At 68.7% G+C, this 22,004-nt stretch carries 8 protein-coding genes; 2 read left to right on the forward strand and 6 right to left on the reverse strand.

From position 1 onward, the window contains the following. Positions 1-56: 56 nt before the first annotated feature. The 3 genes from C7H84_RS36185 to C7H84_RS03605 form a co-directional block, all read right to left on the reverse strand. Complete coding sequence (locus C7H84_RS36185) at positions 57-227, reverse strand: hypothetical protein (protein ID WP_162999194.1); 171 nt, start codon at positions 225-227, stop codon at positions 57-59. Positions 228-487: 260 nt separating this feature from the next. Beyond that, complete coding sequence (gene pal / locus C7H84_RS03600; RefSeq protein ID WP_121857452.1) at positions 488-979, reverse strand: peptidoglycan-associated lipoprotein Pal; 492 nt, start codon at positions 977-979, stop codon at positions 488-490. A 342-nt stretch (positions 980-1,321) separates the two neighbouring features. Next, the gene (locus C7H84_RS03605; RefSeq protein ID WP_121857453.1) at positions 1,322-2,566 is read right to left on the reverse strand and encodes a porin; all 1,245 of its coding nucleotides are present in this window, start codon (positions 2,564-2,566) and stop codon (positions 1,322-1,324) included. Positions 2,567-3,116: 550 nt separating this feature from the next. On the opposite strand from C7H84_RS03605, the gene C7H84_RS03610 reads away from it, so the two are divergent. Continuing rightward, entirely contained in the window at positions 3,117-15,497 is a 12,381-nt protein-coding gene (locus tag C7H84_RS03610; protein ID WP_121857454.1) for an LWXIA domain-containing protein, read from the forward strand. Positions 15,498-16,238: 741 nt separating this feature from the next. Beyond that, positions 16,239-16,622 carry a hypothetical protein gene (locus tag C7H84_RS37055; protein ID WP_240461954.1) on the forward strand — a complete coding sequence of 128 codons (384 nt, stop codon included), beginning with the start codon at positions 16,239-16,241 and terminating at the stop codon, positions 16,620-16,622. 182 nt (positions 16,623-16,804) lie between these two features. On the opposite strand, the gene C7H84_RS03620 is transcribed toward C7H84_RS37055, so the two are convergent. From C7H84_RS03620 to C7H84_RS03630, 3 genes are all read right to left on the reverse strand, one after another. Next, a complete protein-coding gene (locus C7H84_RS03620) occupies positions 16,805-18,250 on the reverse strand; it encodes an NAD-dependent succinate-semialdehyde dehydrogenase (protein ID WP_121857455.1) in 1,446 nt (481 codons plus the stop codon). A 161-nt stretch (positions 18,251-18,411) separates the two neighbouring features. Continuing rightward, positions 18,412-19,746, reverse strand: coding sequence for a cytochrome c (locus C7H84_RS03625; RefSeq protein WP_121857456.1), 1,335 nt, complete (start codon positions 19,744-19,746; stop codon positions 18,412-18,414). Between the two features lie 17 nt (positions 19,747-19,763). Then, positions 19,764-21,983, reverse strand: coding sequence for a xanthine dehydrogenase family protein molybdopterin-binding subunit (locus C7H84_RS03630; protein ID WP_121857457.1), 2,220 nt, complete (start codon positions 21,981-21,983; stop codon positions 19,764-19,766). Between the last annotated feature and the right edge of the window lie 21 nt (positions 21,984-22,004).

Genomic DNA, 22,004 nt, shown 5'->3' on the forward strand with positions numbered 1-22,004 from the left:
CCGGTTGCCGGTTGCGTTGGCACGCGATGCCTCGCCCGATCGCGAGAGGTGGCGCTTCAGTAGCCGCCGCCTCCGCCACCACCACTACCGCCTCCGCTGCCGCCCGCACCGCCATACCGGCTCATGCCCGGTCCTTGCGATGCGCCGCGGTCCGACGACATACATCCGGCCGACAGCACCAGCATCATCGCCGCGAGCAGCGCCGCGACCAATCTCGCCGATTTCATTTCATTCTCCTTACGCCGCGCGGGCCGCGCGGCAGGGCGGCTCGCATGAACCGGCGACCGCGCGATGACGAAACGTTTCGCGTGGGCGGTTTATTCCATGCTGTTTGCGGATCGGCTGCCCGGCGCGGAGGCTTGGTACGGTCCGGCTCGCCGTTGAACGCGACGCGGGGCGTACGGTGCACCCCGGCGATTCCCCGCGCGTCGCATGCGGATTGAAGTGTGCCCGGCATGCCGCCGTCGCGGCGGCATCCGGTCGACGATCAACGATAGACGAGGTCGGCGCGACGATTCCGCGCCCACGATTCCTCGTCGTGGCCGAGCGCAACCGGCTTTTCCTTGCCGAGGCTGACCGCCTCGAGTTGCGACGCCTGCACGCCCAGTGTTTCGAGCGCGCTCGTCACCGCCTGCGACCGGCGTTGGCCGAGCGCGAGGTTGTATTCGGACGTGCCGCGTTCGTCGGTGTTGCCCTGGACCAGCACGTGGCGCAACGGATGGTTGCGCAGGTAGTCGGCGTGGGCCTGCAGCAGCGCCTGGAATTCCGGCTTCACCGAGTACTGGTCGAAATCGAAATAGATGCTGCGTTTCGCGAGCGGGCTGTTCGGATTGTCGAGATCGTCGGCCGCGACCGTGGCAACGGCTTCGCTCGACGGCTCCGGCGCCGTGCCCGCATTTTCGGGTGTTTTCGCCGCGTGGTGGCAACCTGCCAGTAGCGCGAAAACGGCCAGGACCGCCAATCGGTTCGTTTTGCTCATTGTGCGTCTCCTGCGGTTGACTGCAAAGGAAGCGTCGCGGGTGCGAGTCGGCACGTCGCGAATCCGGCCAGGACGACACGAAAGTGCCGGCTTCGCGTGCGCAATGCGATGCGCTTTCGTAAGCCGGCGAGGTGCCATATGAAAGGTTGTCGTGACCGGAACGCCGACATCACGGCGCCGCTGCAATCAGATTAGGAAAAATGTCACAACGCGCCCAGTTTCTTCGTCAATTTCGCGGAAAAACGACACAGGATGCGTTCGTGCTCGCGCAGCGCGGCGCACCGCACGCCACGATGCGCGGGGCCACCGCGGAGGCGTCACATGCCGCAGGCGCCCGGGGCGTCAGAACTTATGCCGCAACCCCAGCGCGACGACGACCTGGTTGCTGTTCGCAGACGGCGTCATCGTCCACACGGTCGCATTGAACGCCGGATTGCCGTTGCCGCCGCTCACGCTTTGATAGACGGTTTCGAGATACGCGTCCGTGCGTTTCGAGAACGCGTAATCGGCCTGCGCGACCACGTGATTCCATTTCGGACGCGTCTGGCCGGTGCGCGTGTCGAAGCGCCCCATCGTGTACGTGTACGCGGCAGACAGGCTGAACGCCGGCGTGACGAAGAAGCGGCCGTCGACCGTGAAGTTGTCGAACACGAGCGACTCGCCCTTCAGCGGCGTGATGCCGCCACCCTGCAGCACGCCGCTCACGCCGTCGGTGGCCGAGTGCGACCACGCGGCGCCGACCGAGTGCGGGCCGAACGCGTAGCGGCCGGCCATTGCCCAGATCTGCTGGTTGCCACCGGTGATCGTCGCCGAGCCGTCGACCGTGCTCAGCGCGCCGTCCGGGTTCGGCGCGTTGCGGTCGCGGCTGATCTTCAGGTAGCCGGCGCCGAGCTTCAGCGGCCCGTTCGCATAGCCGAGCCCCGCGCTCCACACCGCATTGTTCGAGAACGCGCCGGCCGTGTTCGAGAATCCGTAGAGCGCGCCGAACGTCAGGCCGCGGTAGGTCGGGCTCGTGTATTTCACCGCGTGGTTGATGCGCAGGTTGCGGTTCGAGTCGTCGTTGTCGTACGGGTGCACGGCAAGATTGCCGCCCCAGCCCGGGCCCGACGCGCCGAGCGGCGTCACGAAGTCGAGGATCAGGTCGTACTGGCGGCCGAACGTGAGCGTGCCCGCCGTGCGCGAGCTTACGCCGACCCACGCCTGACGGCCGAACAGGTCGACGCCTTTCTGCGACAGGTTGCCGGTCGTGCCCGAGAAGCCGTTTTCGAGCGTGAAGACCGCCGCCATCCCGCCGCCGAGATCCTCGCGGCCGCGCAACCCCCAACGCGACGCGTTCAACGCGCCGCTCGTCAGCGCGACACTGCCGCTGCCCGGCGAATTGGCGCCGTGCGTGCGCTGGTTGGTCGCGTAGGTGATCGACGTGTCGATCAGGCCGTACAGCGTCACGCTGCTTTGCGCCTGCGCGGCACATGGGAGGAAGCCGGCCACGCAGGCGGCGATCACGGCGCCCGGAAGCGCGACGCGTCGGCGGCCGCGACGGATGGCACGCGGCACGCCGGCACGTTGGCTGTTTTGACAGGAATGCATAGGAGTTTTTATCGTTGGTCTCCGGCGCGAGCGCCGATGGGTCGCGCCGGCGCGCGGGCCGGCGGATCGAGCGGCCATTATTGGAGATCGCGCGACCGTCGATTAAGGCGCTGCACAGGAAAGGTCCTCTGCGAAATCGCGTGGAATCAGGTGGGCGAGTTCAGCACCGGTCTCGGCCACCTTCCGCAGGAACGAGTCGGCCGGGCCAGGGCGTTTAAGCGTGAGCGTCGGCACGCTCAGGAGCAGACCGCCGATGTCGTCAGGGCGGTAACGCATCGCGAAGCGATCGTATGTGGGCCGATGATCGACAACCGGTATTTGTGACCCGACGCATACCAATCCGCAATATTTTCCGGCCGAAGCACAGGAGCCGAATCGCCGCGTCGGACGCACGGCCTTCGTAGCGTGCATCTTCCCGCACCGCCGCAACCGGCCCGGTGACTACGTAACACGCGAATTTTTCATGCTTGCCCGTTCGGCACAATGGATCATTGCGCGTGGCCCGCCTGCCGCTGTGCCGGCACGTCACGCATGCCGCGGGAGAACCGACATGGTGTTGATGGCTGTGGGCGGCGGCGGAGCGGTGAGCGTGCCGCAGCCGCAAAGTGACAACGATCCGGCGCCGAAGAACGGATCCGGCAGCGCGCCGCCGGCCCAGACGCCGGAACAGCAGGCGCTCGCGGCCGCGCAGGCGGAGACGCAGCGCCTGCTCCAGCTCGCGCAGGCCGAAATGGCAACGCTCAAGCGCCTGCACGACCAGGGCGCGTCGCAGGCCGATCTCGACAATCAGGTGAAGAAGGCCGAAGCCGCATGGGGCTCGGTGCAGGCGGCCGTCGAGAACCAGATGCGTTTCGCGGCCGACAGCGGCGGCGACGCGAAAACGGCAATCGCGGGCGTGGCCTCGGATCTGCGCAACGCGTCACCGAACGACCCCGTGCTCGGCTCGGTCCTCGACGATGCGCAAAAGGCCGTGTCGGCCGAATCGGCGCCCGAGCGGGCGACCAGCGAGAAGGCGTTCCAGTTCGCGATGGCGATGCAGAAGGACCAGGCCGCGAACGCCGACGTGCAGCAGTACAACGCGTTGCCAGGCGGCATCCGGCGCGCCGATCCCGAAGCGGGCGCACAAGTGCGCCAGGCGGCCGCCACCGCAGACACGAACGCGAACAACGCGTACACGGCGCTCACCACCGCGCTGCGTCACGAATACAGCACGTCGGCCGCGACGCTGCGCCTGAACGATGCGAAGGCCGATTACGCGGCGTGGCAGAAGGAGCCGGGTGGCGCGCGCCGCGCGGACGAGGCCGACATCACGCAGGCACTGTCGCAGGCGCAGAGCCAGTACGACAAGGTCGTGACGGGCGGCGACGACACCGCGCTGACCTATGTGACGGCCGACGAGCAGAAGCAGGTCGTCGCGTCGGTGAAGCAGAATCACGACGGCATGTGGTACACGGACCTCGTCGACGCGCTGGGCGAGGAAAGCCAGCTCAAGCGCACGATCGCGACGATCAATCCCGACGATCCGTCGCTGTCGCCGCAGATGAAGCAGCTCGCGAAGTCCGATCCCGTCACGTTCGCGCTGCTGCAGGACACGGGTGTGACCGTCGATCCGAACGACCCGAAGCTGTCGACGCAGGAGAAGGCGCTCGCGCAGCAGAATCCGCTTGCCGAAGCGTTCGTGAAGATGACGGGCATCAAGGTCGGCACGGACGATCTGAGCGATGCGGACGCGAAGGCGTTGAACGCGAAGATCGACCAGGCGGGCGGCGTGTTCGCGTATGCGATGGCGCAGGCTCAGGCGCAGAAGAACAACCCCGGGTATCAGCAGATCCAGACGCTGCTCGCGGCGGCACCCGAGGTGCGGCTGCAGTACACGAAGCAGCAGGTCGCGCAGCTGATGCAGGGCCCCGGCAGCGATCCGGGCGCGGCGCTGCAGGTGCTGAAGACCAACATGGACGCGTCGTTCTCGCTGGACGAACGCCAGGCGCTGTGGACGCAGGCCGGCCAGCCGCATTTCGATGCGAAGTTCATCCATTCGCAGATCGATCCGCTGATGCAGAAGCCCGATTCGCAGGCGACGGATCAGGCCAGCATGCAGGCGCGTAGCGACGGCCGGATGAATGCCGACAAGGCCGGCAAATGGATGCAGGAGATCCTCGCGAATGCGCCGCCCGAATTCGCGGGTGTCGTGCTCGACACCGTCGAGAAGGACTTCGGCAACAAGTGGACGCAGTCGAACACGGGCACGCCGCAGCCGTACGGCGACGGCATCGAGCTCTACAAGGGCCTCAGCACGGCGGTCGGCCTCGCCGACCAGCAGCCGACCGCGAGCGGCGTGCCCGTGCATCGCGAGGACGACGTCGCGAACTGGCTGCTCGACGACAAAGGCAACGCGAAGACGCTCATCTACACGCTGCGCGGCAGCGACGCCGGCTATGGATTCGACAGCGTGCGCCAGGCGCTGTCGTCGGGTGTCGATCCGACGTTGTCGAAGGCGCTGTTGTCGAAGATGCAGAACGACGACCGGTTCCGCGCGGGCTTCGCGAACGACTTCCAGCTGCGCTACGACCAGGGCACCAAGAGTGCGCAGAACAAGCAGAACAAGGACGCCGCCAGCGCCAGCTACAAGCTCTTCCAGACCAATCCGGACAAGCAGCTGAAGGCGTATTTCGACGACTTCCAGAAGAACCTCGGCGACAAGTCCTACACGTTCACGACTGATTCCAACCAGCTCAAGAACTTCGTCGGCGCGGGGCTCGGCATCCAGCCGGACGACCCCGCCGCGGTGCCGACCGACCGGAACGACGTGCCGTCGATGGCAATGCTCGAGCAGTTGATCGTGAGCAACGGCAACGGTACGGGAGTGAACAGCCGCTCGCTGTACGCGCAGAATTCGGCCGCGACGCAGATGATCCAGGCCGTCGTCGACCAGATCCGCAAGGTCGGCGGCGATCATGCGGTGGTGTCGCTGGTGCCGATCTACTACGTGTCGAAGCAATCGGGCATCGCGCCGAGCGCGTTGTTCAAGGTGCAGGTCGAGGGCCATCCTGACCAGTACAAGCTGATCGACGATCGCGGCTGGCAGTACGACAGCGTCGACAACTACCAGCACAATAACGCGCTGTCCGACGACGGCAAGCTGTACGTGCCGAAGAGCCTGACGAGCGCCGCGGCGTCCGGCGACCTGTCGCAATACCAGCCGATCGACGCGCACAAGACGGAGTGGTACCAGCACGTCGAACACGTTCTCGAGATCGGCACTGGCATTCTCGCCGCGGCCGGCGGTGTCGTGCTGGTCGCGAGCGGTATCGGCGCACCGGTCGGCGGCGCGTTGCTCGGCGCCGCGTGGATGACGGTCGGCGTGGGCATGGCCGTCGGCACGACGGCCGCGATCGGCGACCTGAAGAACCTGAGCGACCACGGGCAGTCGATCGGCTTCGGCAACGCGCAGGCGCGCGGCGACTGGATCAGCCTGATCGGCAGCGGCGCGGGTTTCGCGGGCGGCGGCCTCGGCGTGGCGGCGAAGTCGCTTGCGGAAGCGTCGTCGCTGCTGCGCACGACGGGGCAGGTCTCGGACCTGCTGACGGTGGCAGCGCGCGGCGACGGCGCCGCGGCCGACATCGCCGGTCTCGGCCGCTTCACGCAGGAAGCCGACGCATTCCAGTCGGTTGCGCAGACGACGGGCCGCGCGGCGGGCGTGTTCAACGTCACGGGCGGCGTGATCGGCGGCTACCAGATGGCCGACCAGGGCGTGTCGCTGGTCAAGAACTGGGATGCGATGTCCGATTCCGACCGCGCGCAGCAGCTGCTGAACCTCGGCATCGGCGTCGCGCAGATGGGGCTCGGTTCGCACACGCTGATGGAGCGGCCGATCCGCGCGATCACGAAGACGCCCGCACCGTCGACGATGCCGAGGCCGGTCGCGATCAACGTGGTGGAAACGCTGTACGGCAGCGGACTGGCGAACCAACGGCTCGCGGTCGGCGAGATCGGCAATCCGTGGCAGCACGCGGAGGAGCAGGCCAACAGTTTCGGCGAGCCGGCGGACGATGGCGGCGCGGTCGCGCCGGCCGACAGGGGGCTGCGTGCACGCGTCGCCGCATGGCTGCGGGCGCACCGCATGCAGGGCACGCCAGATGGCGATGCGATTGCGCTACGGCTCGCGCCCGACGGCGAACCGGTCGATGGCAACGCGACGCCGGCCATTGCCGACGCGCTGGCAGGCGACGCTGCATCGCCGGCCGAAACCGGTGTGCCGGGCAATGGCGCGCACCCTGCGTCGTGGGAGATCCCCGCGCGTATCGCGGCCGATCCGGCCATGCTGAGCGAGGTGGTCGGGCGAATCATCGAAAGCGGCAACCGGCTCGAGGATGTCGAGTACTACATTTACGCGCTGGAGGACGCCGAAGGCAACGTGCGCAATCCGGAGGAAGACGGGCTGCCCGCGACGGAGAAGGGCAACCTGCTCGACGACATGAACGCGGCGAAGGCGGACGAGCGGCGCGCGAACGCGGTCGACGAAGCGCCTGCGCACGCGGCGGCCGTGCCGGACGAGGACGGCACCATCAGCGTGACGCGCTACGCGACGTACCACGACGCGCTGATGGTCGGCGCCGACGGCGTCGCGGGCGGCCGCTACCGGATCGCGCTGGTCGACCAGGGCGCGCTCGCCGCGGACGGCACGGTGCCGCCCGAAGCGGTCGTCGGCCACGTCGGGCTGACCGACGCGGGCGATGCGTTCATGCTGTCGATGAACGATGCATACGACCGCACGCTGCGCGTGGTATACCCGCGCGGCTTCGATCCGCAGAAGCCGCTGATCCGCAGCGAGGACGGCCGGCGCGTCGACGTGATCAACGCGCCGTTCGGCATGAGCGAAACGCAGTGGGCCGCGTATCCGCGCCGCGAGGCCGATCTCGCGATCTATTCGGACAACCCGATCCAGCCGGAGAACCAGCTGCCGCCGGGCGAGCGCCCGTTGATGCCGGTGCCGCCCGGTTATTTCGCGGTGTATGCGCATGCGTGGGCCGACGCCTTCGCGAGCGCGACCGGCAAGGCGATGAGCGCGGACGACATGGCCGAGATGATTCGCCAGAGCGGCTGGGACGGCAAATCGCCGGTGATTCTCTATGCGTGCGGCGCCGGCACGCGCGTGAGCCCGCTCGCGCAATTGCTCGCGAACGTGCTGGGCGTGGATGTGTACGGCGCAAGCGGCTTCGTCGCGTGGCGGTCGCCGCGCTATCGCACCGGCGGCCAGCCCGATTCCGGCTATACGAGCGGCATCCTGATCGAACCCGGCGCGCCCGACCAGGCCGGCGTGCCGGACCATTCGGTCACCAGCGGGCCGCGCACCTACCGGTTCTCGCCGGCGCTGGCGGTCATCGACCAGGGCGCGCATCCGGTCGACTGGAGCAGCGTCGCGCCGCGCCCGGTGTCGAATCAGTGGGGCGGCCGTGCGACCTCGGGCGACGCGCGCGTGCCGATCGGCGTGTACGTGTGGCGCATGCTGACGAGACGCGGGTCGATCATCAATCCGCGCAGCGACCGTCCGGCCAGCGCGCTCGAGATGACGCATGCGCTGGAAGAGCTCGCGTGGAAGGGCTATACGCCGGGCACGCCGATCGCGCTGGAAGGGCCGCGCAGCGGCGCCAATCCCGCGCTGCTGCAGGAATTCGCAGACCTGATCCAGGCGCCCGTATTCGGCCGGCTGGGCGACGACGACGCGGCCGGCTGGCACCGCGCGCTGCCCAATCCGAACCGCCGGCTCGCGCGCTTCGAGATCGAACCCGACGTGAACGGCAAGTTCTCGCCGGGCGGCGCGCAGCCCATCCGGATCAATCCGCTGGAGCTGCGGCCCGTGCCGGGTTCGAGCGTCGTGAACCTGCTCGGCCACGCGACCGCGCGCCAGTTCCTGAAGGTGTCGGGCTTCGACATTGCCGAATCGCATGGCACTCAGCCGCGCGACGTGAGCTTCGACAGCGCAAGCGCCATCACGCAAGGCGGCAAGACGATGTCGCCGCGGCAATTCACGCGCGCGCTGCTCGACGACCCGGCCTATACGGAAGGCAACGGCGTGCTGCTGACGGGCTGCTATCTCGGTGCCGGCGGCTATTCGTTCGCGCAGGAGCTCGCGTACGAGCTGCAGGTGCCGGTGATCGCGTCGATCGCATCCAACTCGGTACGCGGTACCGGTGCGCTGGAGCTGTATCCGCTCGACGAAAATATCGGCGTGCCGGCTCACGATCCCGAGGTCGGCACGCGGCTCTATCTGCACGTGCCCGAGGCACCGGATGCCAGCGACCCGCCGATGGTGTTCGCGCAGCGCGGCGAACCGTTGGTGCGTCCGCCCGCGCACGGCGATGCGCCGGTCGAACCGGTGCGCCCGATCGACGCGCAGATCGATCCGGAAGGAGACAGCGGCCGGCGCGGCGCAGGCGCTGCGCCCGACCATGCCGGGCGGCCGGGCGCGACGCCGGGCGGCCCCACGCATCCGCGGCTGGCGCCCGAACCGGATGCGGGCGAACCGCCGGTCTACGAGCCGACTCCGCTCGTCGAGGTCGCGCCGGACCGGATCTACACGGCGGACGAATGGGACGCGCGCGTCGAGCAGGCCGCCGAAGCCGAGGCCGACGACCATCTGTCGGGCAAGACCGAGAAAATCTATCCGAAGACGAGCCGCGTCTATACGGACCGCAGGGTCGCCGACGGCGGCGTCGTCACGACGACGATTCACGGCCAGTCGGTGCTGCAGCCCGGGTTCGGCGACGTGACCGGCATCGACGCGACGCAACATCCCGAATTCCTGCGACCGGCCGATACGCTGCTGATGCCGGCCGACGATCCGCTGCATCCGGTCGGCGCGCGCGGCCTGATGTCGCCGCCCGGGCACCACGTGGTGTTCGGCCACGGGATCTCGGCCGACGCGATGCTCGGCCCCGACGGCCGGCCGCTCACGCCGGACGAAGTTGCCGAGGGCGTCGCGCCGCATCTCGAACCGGGGCAGGACGTCACGCTGTATTCATGCTTCGGCGGATCGAACAAGCACGATCCGCTGCGCATCGCACCCGGCCAGGTGCGCGCGGCCAGCACCACCTTCGCCGCGGCGCTCGCGCAGCGCCTGTCCGAACTCACCGGGCGACCCACGACGGTGTGGGCGCCGCCGGACATCCTGCTCGTCGAGCGCGACGGTTCGGCGACCGTGCGCGGCACGCGGCTGACCGGTCAGGTCGACAAGGATCGTCTGCCGATGCAGAGCTTCCGCGGCGATCCGGCGCGCGTGGGCCGCCCGGCGCTTCCCGCCGGGCATGACACGGAAGCCACGCCGACCACCGCCAGCCACGCATCGCGCCCGATCGGCGAGCCGCCGCCGCGGCCCACGGTGCCGCGCGTGGCCGATCCGACGTTCGCCGATCCGAACTACGATTTCACGTCGATTCCCGACGACACGTTCGAATCCGTCACGCTCGACCATCCGTTCCGCACCGCGCTCGCCGACCGGCAGGGCGTGATCGGCGACGCCGCGCGCGTGACGCAACCGGGCGGCACGGTGAGCCAGCGCTGGCCGAGCGCTTTCCTGGACGATCGCGAACCGACCCGCGTGATCGACGACGTGATGCAGGCGTTCCATGCGGCGGGGCTGACCAACCTGCGCGTCGAGTTCGTGATGCAAGACGGCAGTGTCGTGCTCGGCAGCGGCACCGATTTCGGTGCGCTCGATCCCGAGGCGGGCTGGTTCCGGTTCAGCGGCACGGTGCCCGACGCACCGGCGGCCGCCGCCACGCACGCGCCGGGCCGCACGGCGGTCGATGCGCGGCTCGCGCTGCCGGAAGGTGCGCCCACGGTCACGCACGACGAGCTCGGCCAGGCGCTCGATACCGCGCATACCGGGCCGCGCAATCACGCCTACGTGCCGACCGACGCGTTGCCGGACGGCACCGCGTTCGCGCAACCCGATTTGACGCCGCAGGAACGTGTCGCGGCCGGCGCGAGGGCGAACCTCGCCGCCGTCGACGGCGCGGCACCGACCGACGTCGCGCTGCTATCGGCGCTCGGCCACGATCCGGCGCGCGCGCTGCGCATCGCCACGCCCGACGGCGGCGAGCTGTACAAGCCGGCCGGCGTCGACATGTATGTCGTGCGCACCCGCGACCCGGCGACCGGCGCCGTGTCGTACCGGCTCGTCGGCATCGATCGGTCGGGCTTGCCGGAAGGCTATGCGGCCGTGCATGCCGGCGGCGCGCGCGCGGTCGGCGCGAACGACGGCCGCCCGACCTGGCCGACGATCGGCCCGGCGGGGCCGGCGGCCGGCCGCCTCGCGAGTACGGCCGGCGAACCGTCCGGTGCGTCGACGCCTGCCGCCGTATCCGGTCATGCGAACCCGCCGGCCGTGCCGGCAGGCGCGACGGTGGCCGAAGCAGCCGATCCGCAGGCGGTTGCCGCGACGTGGCTCGACAGCCTCGGCCGGCGCACGCTCACGCGCGTCGACGGCCAGCATGCGCCGACGCTCGACGGCCTGGGGCGCAAGCTCGGCCCCAACGCGCACGTGCTGATCACCGCGCATACCGATGCGCCGGCCACCGGCGCCGAACACGCGGCGCCGGCGTTCGTCGCGGTGCTCGAGACCGACCAGCATGGCGTGCTCGGCCCGGTGCGGATGCTGGACGGCTCGCGCGTGCCGAAGGGCCTGCGCAAGGCGCTGGTGAAGACCGGCAGCAGCGGTCGCACGGCACGCCGGCAGTTCGATTTCTACGTGTCGCCGGTCGCGCACGACGAGCTGATGCAGTTCGGCGGCGCGTCGAAGATCGAGACGCAGGACGGCAAGTCGTCGTGGTCCGTGACCGCGTCGGGGCATCCGGTCGACACAGCGCTCGCCGCCGACGTCGTGAAACTGCAGGACGCGCCCGGGTTCAAGCGGCCGCGCCAGGCCGTGCGCGCGGTCGAGGGGGAGCGGCGCTGGATTCATGTGATCGAGGAGGAGACGGGCAAGGTGCTCGGCTACGCGGAGCGCAACACGAACCACGAATGGAAGTACTACGAGAAGGCGCCGCTCGGCGACACCGAGATTCCCGCGCAGGACCTGCGCACGGTGTTCCGGCGGCGCCGCCGCGGCGGCATTCCGGTGCTGCACTCGCCGCGCCGCGGCATCCGGTTCGTCGTCAGCGACGTGAAGCCCGAGACCGTCGAGCGGATCGGCGGCTTCCAGCCGGCGAAGGACGCGGACGCGGCGGAGAAGCCGCCGCGCCGTTCGCTCGGCGATTTCTTCCAGTCGAACGTGCCGCTGCGCCGGCCGCTGGCGCGCGCGGAGCAGGGCGGCGCGACCGGGTCGGCACAGCGGCCGCCGGTCGATCCGCATCTGTTGCCGTCGGACAAGTTCGCGTACAACGCGGTCGACTTCAGCGGCAACAGCGTGCCGCACCTGCTGACCGCGATCCGCAACGGGGCGGTCGACGGCAGCCAGCATGTGATCTACGTGTTCAAGACGGACGGCCCGGTGGCCGAGGCGCTCGGCAATCCGGCCGGCGTGATCGCCGCGCGCAATGGCGAGATGCGCTGGTTCGACGCGGTCGGGCATGCGAACAACCCGCACCATCAGGGCGTGCCGCTCGACGAAATGCCGATCGGCAACGACCGCTTCGGCACCGATGTGCATTTCCTGCTCACGCAACTGCGGCCGAGCGAGTTCCTGCGCAGCGCGCGGCCGACGCGGGTCGCGGCGTTGCAAGCGCGCGAGAAGGCGTTGCGCGCGCAGCTGACGGATGCGGAGGCGCGTGGCCAGCAGTCCGCGCCGTTCCGTGCACTCGCGGCGCGCACGCGGAGCCGCTACAACGAGGTGCTCGACGACCTGCATCGCTTGCGGCATGCCAATACCGCCCGCGAGCCGCTGTCGATCGAGCCGTACCAGCCGGGCCTGTCGTCGTCGACCGTCGTCGCGTTCAGCCTGCGCAACGGTGCGGCGAAGACCGAGCAGTATTTCCCGACGCACGATCAGATCGAGGCCTACAACAAGCAGGCGCAGCGCGCCGGCAAGGTCAAGCTCGTGCTGAAGGGCGAGCCGCAGGCCGTGATGGTCGACCCCGGCATGTGGCGCACGCTGCTCAACTACCTGTATGTCGCGCGCGACGTGTCGACGTCGGCGTCGCGCTTCCTGCCGGTGCCCGGCAAGCTGCGCGCGCACACGCGGAAGTTCGGCGCGGCGACCGTCGCGGACCACCGGATCCAGCAGATCTTCACGCGCTCGGACCCTGCGTTGCAGGATCGCATGGTGCCGATGGCGCGTTCGCTGTCGCTGAGCGACGATCCGGCGCTGATGCGCAAGATGGTCGAGCAATACGGCGGCGTGACGCCCGTCGTCACGCTCGTGGTCGATCCGAATCTGCTCGCGGCCGTGCTCGGCAAGGCGCACGATCCGGACTTCCTGCGTGCGGTGAAAGCGCTCGGCGACCAGAAGAACGCCGTGTTCGACGGCGAGAACGGGATCATCCATCCGGCACCCGGCACCGACGGGACGGCGCTCGCGCTCGATCATCTCGCACACCTGCATGCGTGGCTCGACGAGGCGGCGCGCACCGGCTTCGCGATCCGGCTCGAAACGGCGCCGTCGCGTGCGCTCGTGTCCGGCACCGACTACCGGTACCAGTCGGGCACCAACGACGCGTACCACGACTACGTGCGGGTCATGACGGCGCTCGAGAAATGGTCGAACGCGAATCCCGGCAAGACCGCGCCGAACGTGATGGTCACGTTCCACGGCTGGGATGCGGTGCCCGAGTCGGTGCCGGGCGCGGGGCACGAGAAGCTGCTGCGCGCGGTGCTCGAGCGCGACGGGCTCGAATGGGTGCACGTGGGGCTGTCGCTCGGCACGCACGGCGCCGACTTCATCGGCAACCAGGACCTGACCGGCGCGCTCGCGAAACTGATCGTCGAGCACCGCGAGAATCCCGCGATCATCAACCGCCTGCACGGTGCCGATGCGCTCACGCGCGTGTTCGAGCGCGTCGACCGGCAGACGCTCGCGAACCAGCATCAGCTGCTGTTCGCGGAAGTCGAGCGGATCGGCGCCGCGCACGGGATGACGCCCGCCGAGATCGCCGCGCTGCGCCAGAAGCTCTATGAAGGCAACACGACCGTGTGGCTGAACCAGGCGCGCAAGGCCACCATCGAGCATGCGACGGAACACTGGAAGGGCGACGATCACGAACCGCGCGGCAAGACGGAGAAGGGCGCGCGCACGTTCGCCGCGCGCTGGCTCGACCAGTACGGCGACGGCGTGCCCGATCGCGTGACCACACGCGCGCAGCCGTTGGCCACGAATCCGCTCGAGCACTGGAGCGCGGTCGTGCGCGATCCCGCGCTGCTCAACGACGGCACCAAGCCGATCGGCACGAGCCGCCGCGAGACCGCGCAGGTCGCCAACGTCGAGATTCCCGATGCGAAGCGCGCGCAGGCGGAACTGCATGCGCTGCGCGTGCACGACGAGCCGATCGGCCCGCACCGGCCGCCGCCGTCCGGAAAGCGGATCGCCGGCGAAATGGGCGGAGCCGCGGCGACCGGCGCGGGCGCCGGGGGCGTGGTCGTTGCGACCGGCAATGAGTTCGTCGGCACGGCGACGAATGGGCTGTACGCCGGCCTGCGGGTCGGCCGCGTGTTCCAGGCGCTGCATCACGGCGCGGTCGCCAGCCTGAAGAACGGCGATCCGCGCGTGTTCGATCGCGTCGTCGACCGGCTCGTGATCGGGCTGCAGAAGCAACTCAAGGCGAACGGGTTCGACGTCGACGGGCGCGGCACGCAACTCGAGCAGATCGCGCACGAAGGCAAGGCCGCCGCCGCGCAATTGCGCGCGCTGAACAAAGACGGCACGTTGACGTTCGACGAGACCGTCACGCATACGAAGGCGATCGCGGACGACATGCTCGGGCAGATGCAGGGCGTGGTCGGCGGCACGTCGCTGAAGCTGCTGCACCACGGCAGCCCGCGGCACGCGGTCGGCCGTCTCGGGCGCTTGTTCGCGCTGGGCGGCTACGGCGGGTCCATCACGATCAACGGCTTCAAGTACCTGCATGGCAACTCGCTGGCCGGCGGGCAGGCCGTGGGCGGGATCATCAGCGCCGTGTCCACCGCCATCGTCTACAAGGGCGGCGCGCGCGGCGTGAATGCGGAGAATCGCAGCCAGCTCGCGCGGATCGCGAGCGCGACCGGCGACTACGTGACGTCGGCCGTGGGCATGGCCACCGGCATTCACGGCGCGATGGCCGCGCATACGTTCGGCGAAGGAATGACCGGCGTGCTGGGTGCGATGTCCGGCGCGCTGCTGGGTGCGGGGCGCCTGCATTCGCAGTTCCCGAACGCCACGCCGTGGATGGCGCGCCTTCCGACCGGCATCGCGCTGCTGCCGGTGGCGATCTTCGGGGTCATGCAGGGGTACGGGTTGATCACGGCGTTCAGCGGGTCGGACGATAAAAGCAAGAAGCCAGGCTCTGGTTCGTCGCCGACGCCAACGCCAACGCCATCGCCATCGGGTTCGAGCAGCGCGACGCCGACGCCGGGGGCTTCGGTCTCGCCGACGACGCCCCCGGCGACGACGACGACCGCACCGGCACCGGCACCGGCGCAACCGAGCGCATCCGCATCACCGACGTCGAGTGCCCAGCCGTCGGGAGCGCCATCGCAACCGGCGCAGCCTGGGACGCGTTCGCCGAGCCCCGCGCCCACGCCGGTGACGGTGACCGTGGGGGCCGGCGATTCGCTGTGGACGATCGCCGAGAGTCACGAAGGATCGCTGCTGGATGCGGCGCAGGTGCCGCCCGACGAACAGCAGCGGATGTCGGAAGGCGAGCGGATCAACGTCGCGCTCAACGAGATCCTGCAACTCAACCGGAATCTCGCGAGCCATCCGGGCCAGATCGATCCGGGGCAGCAGGTCATCGTCGGGTGACGGGGTGCGGATTCGAAGGCAGGCCGGGGGCGACACGCTGGCCTGCAGTCGCTTGATCGTGTCCGGGATCCGAGGCGCGGCTTGGACAGATTCAGCTCGCGCGCCGCATCCGCTGTCACGTGTTCTGCCATCCTCGACGTTCAAGGCGGTTACGCAACAGGCCTGCGATCAACGCGCTGACGATCAGTGACAGGTAGAGGGTGACGAGATGGTGACGCCAGGCGTCCAGCTAGTGGTCACCCGGTTCGTGTTTTTTTGCAATACCGTGAGCACGCGATGGTTATTCCCGGATCCGACGAGACGCCGGGGAGGGCAACGCAGTGTGACGCGGCCCACGCTCGACACGCGCAAGCACGTTGCATTCAGCGCGGTGAAGGGGTGGCGATCCGTCGGTCACCAACTGCGAGATTCCCGACTGGGGAATAAAACGGACGACGCGGCAGTCTGGTGCTTGGAACCCGCCACAGAGGTCCATCGGATGATTCGTCAGTCTACCTCCCGAACCCCGGTCGAGAGGACATCATGTCGTCAGCTCCTTCCGCCGATCAGTCGCGTCGCAGCGCGTTGAATGCTCAGACAATGCCCATGCGAAGCGTCGCCATCGACCATTCAGCCGTAGCCTGCTGGCCATTCGAGCGGCTGGCTGCATTACAGCAAGTACAGAAAGGCAAGCGTGCGTTTCGGCAGCACGAGCGCCAGAAGCGCAAGATCTGGTTGGTCGGGATGCGCGGGGAGTAGAGCATGTCGCACTCTTCCTGGCTTCAACGGATCCGGCCGGCGGGTGTGCGGTCCGTCCGGCTGACCACCGGACTGGTGTTGTTTACCTACGTGGGCACGCATCTCCTGAATCACTCGCCGGGGAATATCTCGCTTGCGTGGCTGGAGCGCGATCTGCTCGTGCAGAAGTTCATCTGGCAGGGATGGCTTGGAACAGCCGTGCTGTACAGCGCGTTGGCGACGCCGCCCGCCGCGCACACACAACGCGTGGTGTCGCTTGACACTCCCGAGCCGGTTGCATGCGTGTACGCATGTGTCGATGCAACGATATGCCAGATGGTTCATCGCTGGCACGCCCAAGGGTGCAGACGATCAACCTACAGGCCAAAACACGACATTTTTATTTAGCCAAAAGCGGACATTTCAATCTAGCTACTACAATCGCTCAGGTTGATAATTCACGTTATGTAAAATCAAAAACACACCAGAAACCCCACCAGCATCCACGCTTCTTCCATCGCCTCATCTCGCCACAGCCGAAAAAGGCGCGCCGCGTACCCCACGGCGCGCCCGCGCTCAACCTGCGCCCATCAAACCGCCATCACCGTCACCGACTTCGTGACGAGATAAGGCTCCAGCGCTTCCGGCCCGCCTTCCGACCCGTAGCCCGAATCCTTCACGCCGCCGAACGGCATCTCCGGCCACGGCGTCGCCGGCTGGTTGATCCACAGCATCCCGACCTCCAGGCGCTGCGTCAGCAGATGCACGTTCGCGAACGAACGCGTGAACGCATAACCGGCCAGCCCGAACGGCAGACGGTTCGCTTCGGCGATCGCGTCCTCGAGCTTGTCGAAGCCGCGGATCGCCGCGACCGGGCCGAACGGCTCGTTGTTGAACACATCGGCTTCGAGCGGCACGTTCGCGATCACGGTCGGCGCGAAGAAGTTGCCTTCCGAGCCGATCCGCTCGCCGCCGGTCTCGATGCTCGCGCCGACCTTGCGCGCGTTCTCGACGACCGACGCCATCGCGGTCAGCCGGCGCGGGTTGGCCAGCGCGCCGAGCGTCGTGCCTTCCTCGAGACCGTTGCCGATCTTCAGCCCCTGCGCATGGGCGACCAGAGCGCGCGTGAATTCGTCGCGGATGCTGTTGTGCACGAGGAAACGCGTGGGCGAAATGCACACCTGGCCCGCGTTGCGGAACTTCGCGCCACCGGCGGCCTTGACGGCCAGCGCGACGTCCGCGTCCTCGGCGACGATCACCGGCGCGTGGCCGCCCAGCTCCATCGTCGCACGCTTCATGTACTGGCCCGCGAGCGCGGCAAGCTGCTTGCCGACCGGCGTCGAGCCCGTGAAGGTCACCTTGCGGATCACCGGATGCGGAATCAGGTACGACGAGATTTCCGCCGGATCGCCGTACACGAGGCCGATTACGCCTGCCGGCACACCCGCGTCGACGAACGCACGCAGCAGCGCGGCCGGCGATGCCGGGGTTTCTTCCGGCGCCTTCACGAGGAACGAACAGCCGGTCGCGAGCGCGGCGCTGAGCTTGCGCACGACCTGGTTGACCGGGAAATTCCACGGCGTGAACGCGGCGACCGGGCCGACCGGCTCCTTCACGACCGTCTGCTGTGCACCGAGGTTGCGCGGCGGCACGATGCGGCCGTATACGCGGCGGCCTTCGTCCGCGAACCATTCGATGATGTCGGCGGCCGACAGCACTTCGGCGCGGGCTTCCGTCAGCGGCTTGCCCTGCTCCTGCGTCATCAGCTGCGCGATGGTGTCGGCACGCTCGCGCACCAGCGCGGCGGCCTTGCGCATCGTCGCCGCGCGCTCGTGCGCCGGCACCTTGCGCCATGCTTCGAAACCGCGCTGCGCCGCAGCCAGCGCGCGATCGAGATCGGCGATGCCCGCGTGGGCCACCTTGCCGATCGGCTTGCCCGTCGCCGGGTTCACGACGTCGATCGTCTTGCCGCTCGCGGCGTCGACCCACTCGCCGTCGATCAGCAGCTGCGTATCCGTATAAGTCACGTTAGCCATCCAGACACCCCTACTTTGCGTCGATAAAACGCGCGCTGCCGCGAACGGCTGCGCGCCGGTTGACAGAAAGAGCTGCGTGACCGGACGCGATGCACCCGGCCACATTCGACGACAGGCGCGCGGCACGCGTGCCCGCCGTCATCCGCCACAGTCAGCCGCGCTCAGCGCGCAGCCGCCGTCGCCGTCGCCTTGCGGAGTTTCGCGACGTCCCCCGCCTGCACGGCCGGCGCGCCGTTGTTCCAGCCGGCGCGCATGAAGGTCAGCACGTCGGCGATCTGCCGGTCGTTCAGCTCGTTCGCGAACGCCGGCATCGGATACGCGGACGGCACGCCGCCAATCACCAGCGTATCGCTGCCGTTCAGCGTCACGTTGATCAGCGACGACGCATCGGCCTCGAGCAGGTTCGGATTGCCGGCGAGCGGCGCGAGGAGCGGCGCGTAGCCGCGACCGTCCGCGCCATGGCAATGCAGGCAGTAAGCGTTATACACCTTTGCGCCCGGATCGTTCGCCGGCCGGCCCAACGCGACCTGCGTCGGCTTCGGATCGTAACGGTAAGGCGGCGCACCGGTGCCGCCCGCCGCCGGCAACGATTTCAGGTAGCGGGACATCGCCGTCAGATCGTCGTCGGTCAGCGCCTGCGTGCTGTGGTTGATCACGCTCACCATCGAGCCGAATGCGGTTGCATGCTGGTTCGCGCCGGTCTTCAGGAATTGCGCGACGTCGGCCTCGTTCCAGCGGCCGAGCCCCGTATTGGGCTCGCCGGTCAGGTTCGACGCGAACCAGTTGTCGATCGACGCACCCGACAGGAATGCCGCGCCGCTCTCGTCCAGCGCCTTCTCCTGGAAGCCGACGCCGCGCGGCGTATGGCATGACCCGCAATGCCCGAGCCCCTGCACGAGGTACGCGCCGCGGTTCCACATCGCGTCCTTCGACGGTTTGTCGGTATACGGTGTCGTGTCGAGGAACACCGCGTTCCACAGCGCCAACGGCCAGCGCATGTTGAGCGGCCACGGAATGTCGGACGCGCGGTTCGCCTGCTTCACCGGCTCGACGCCGTTCATGAAATACGCGTACAGCGCTTTCACGTCGTCGTCGCGCAGCTTCGCATACGACGGATACGGCATCGCCGGGTACAGGTGATGGCCGTCCTTCGCGACGCCCGAACGCAGTGCCTCTGCGAACTCGGCCTCCGTGTAGCCGCCGATGCCTGTGGCCGGGTCGGGCGTGATGTTGGTCGTGTAGATCGCGCCCATCGGCGTGACCATCTTCAGGCCGCCGGCGAACGGCGCGCCGCGCGGCGCGGTGTGACACGCGACGCAATCGCCCGCCTTCGCGAGATACGCGCCACGTGCGACGAGCGCGCTGTCGGCCGGCGCGCTCGGCGCGGCATGCGCGGCCGTGCCGCCGAGCAGCGTGGACAGCGCGAGCAGCGATGCGCCGAGCGTCTGAGCGACGCGATGGAGACGATTCGGACGATTCAAGGTGAGGTTTCGCATGGTTCCGTTCCCTCCCGTCAAGCCGTTTTCAGCTGGCTGCCGACCGGCAGCTTGCGCAGCCGCTTGCCGGTCGCCGCGAAGATCGCATTCGACAGCGCCGCGGCCGTCGCGGCGGTGCCCGGTTCGCCGATCCCGCCCGGCGCTTCGGCGCTTTTGACGAGGTGAACCTCGATCGGCGGCGTCTCGTTGATGCGCATCATCCGATAGTCGGTGAAGTTGCTCTGCACGACGCGGCCGTCCTCGATCGTGATCTCGCCATACAGCGCGCCGGTGATCCCGAAGATGATGCCGCCCTGCACCTGCGCCTCGATCGTGCTCGGGTTCACCACCATCCCGCAATCGACCGCGCACACGGCACGCTTGACCTGCACTTCGCCCTCCTCCACCGCGACGTCGATCACGATCGAGAAGAAGCTGCCGAACGCGTGCATCACCGATACGCCGCGCCCTTGCCCCTTCGGCAGCGGCGCGCCCCACCCGGCCGCCTTGGTCGCGACGTCGAGCGCGTTGCGTGCACGCGGCGTCTTGCCGAGCAGCGCACGGCGGTACTGAACGGGATCGGCCTTGGCCTGCGCGGCGAGCTCGTCGATGAAGCTCTCGACGACGAACGTGCCGCGCGTCGGCCCGACACCGCGCCAGAACGCGGTCGGCACCTGGCGCGGCTCCTGGCGCACATAGTCGACGAGCTGGTTCGGCAGATCGTACGGAAGATCGTTTGCAACCTCGACCGCGTCCGGATCGATGCCGTCCTTGAACGCGGGCGGCGCAAAGCGCGCGAGGATCGACGAGCCGACGATCCGGTGCTGCCACGCGATCGGCTTGCCATTCGCGTCGAGGCCGGCCGAGATCTTGTCGTAGTAGTACGGGCGATACATGTCGTGCTGGATGTCCTCCTCGCGCGTCCACACGACCTTCACCGGCGCACTCACCTGCCTGGCAACCTTCACGGCCTGCGCAACCATGTCCGTCTCGAGGCGCCGGCCGAAACCGCCGCCGAGCAGATGGTTATGCACGACGATCTTCTCGGGCGGGAAAGCCGTGATTCGTTGCACGGTGTCGCGCGCGCGCGTCGGCACCTGCGTGCCGACCCAGATTTCGCAGCCATCCGGACGCACATGCACGGTGCAGTTCACGGGCTCCATCGTTGCGTGCGCAAGGAACGGCTGTTCGTAGACGGCGTCGACGCGCGTCTTCGCGTTCTTGAACGCGGTGGCGACGTCGCCGTCCTTGCGCGCGACCGCGCCCTTGCCGTTCGCGGCGGCCTGCGCGAGATCGGCGACGATGTCCTTCGTCGACACCTTCGCATCCGCGCCTTCGTTCCATTTGACGACGAGCGCCGACGCGCCGCGCTTCGCGGCCCACGTGTGATCGCCGACCACCGCGACCGCGTTGTCGACGCGCACCACCTGACGCACGCCGGGAATCTTCTTCGTGGCCGTGTCGTCGACGCTCGCGACCGTGCCGCCGAACACCGGGCTGTTCACGATCACCGCGTACACCATGCCGGGCAGCCGCACGTCGAGCCCGAACTGCGCGGTGCCGTCGACTTTCTCCGGCGAATCGAGCCGCTTCACCGGCTTGCCGATCAGTTTGAAATCGGCCGGCTGCTTCAGCGCGACGTCCTTCGGCACCGGCAGCTTCGACGCGGCATCCGCGAGCTGGCCGTACGATGCGCGCCGGCCGCTCGGCGGGTGCTGTACTTCACCGTTTTCGGCGCGGCACGTGGCCGGATCGACGCTCCATTGCTTCGCGGCCGCCGCAACCAGCAGCGTGCGCGCGGTGGCGCCCGCACGGCGCAGCGGCTCCCACGCGTAGCGCACCGATGTCGAGCCGCCCGTCAGTTGCCCGCCGAGCAGCGGATCGAGGAACAGCTTCTCGTTCGGCGGCGCATGGTCGAGCGTCACGTTCGACAGCGGCACCTCGAGTTCCTCGGCGATCAGCATCGGCAGCGCCGTGTAGACGCCCTGCCCCATTTCGACCTTCGGCATCACCAGCGTGACCTTGCCGGTGCGATCGATCTGCACGAACGCGTTCGGCGCGAACACGCCGGCGCGCGCGCTTTCGTCCGCATCGCCGCCGATCACCGAGCGACGTGCGTCATCGCCGGCGGCCGGCATGCTGAAGCCGAGCAGCAAGCCGCCGCCCGCGGCAGCGCCGAGCGACATGCCGGCCTTGAGAAACGAACGGCGCGACACGCGGGCGCCGGCCCGACCGGCTTCGATCAGTCCTCGCGACATGTCAGCCTCCGCAGAGCCGCC

The sequence above is a fragment of the Burkholderia sp. Nafp2/4-1b genome, from assembly GCF_003635165.1.
Taxonomy (GTDB): domain Bacteria; phylum Pseudomonadota; class Gammaproteobacteria; order Burkholderiales; family Burkholderiaceae; genus Burkholderia.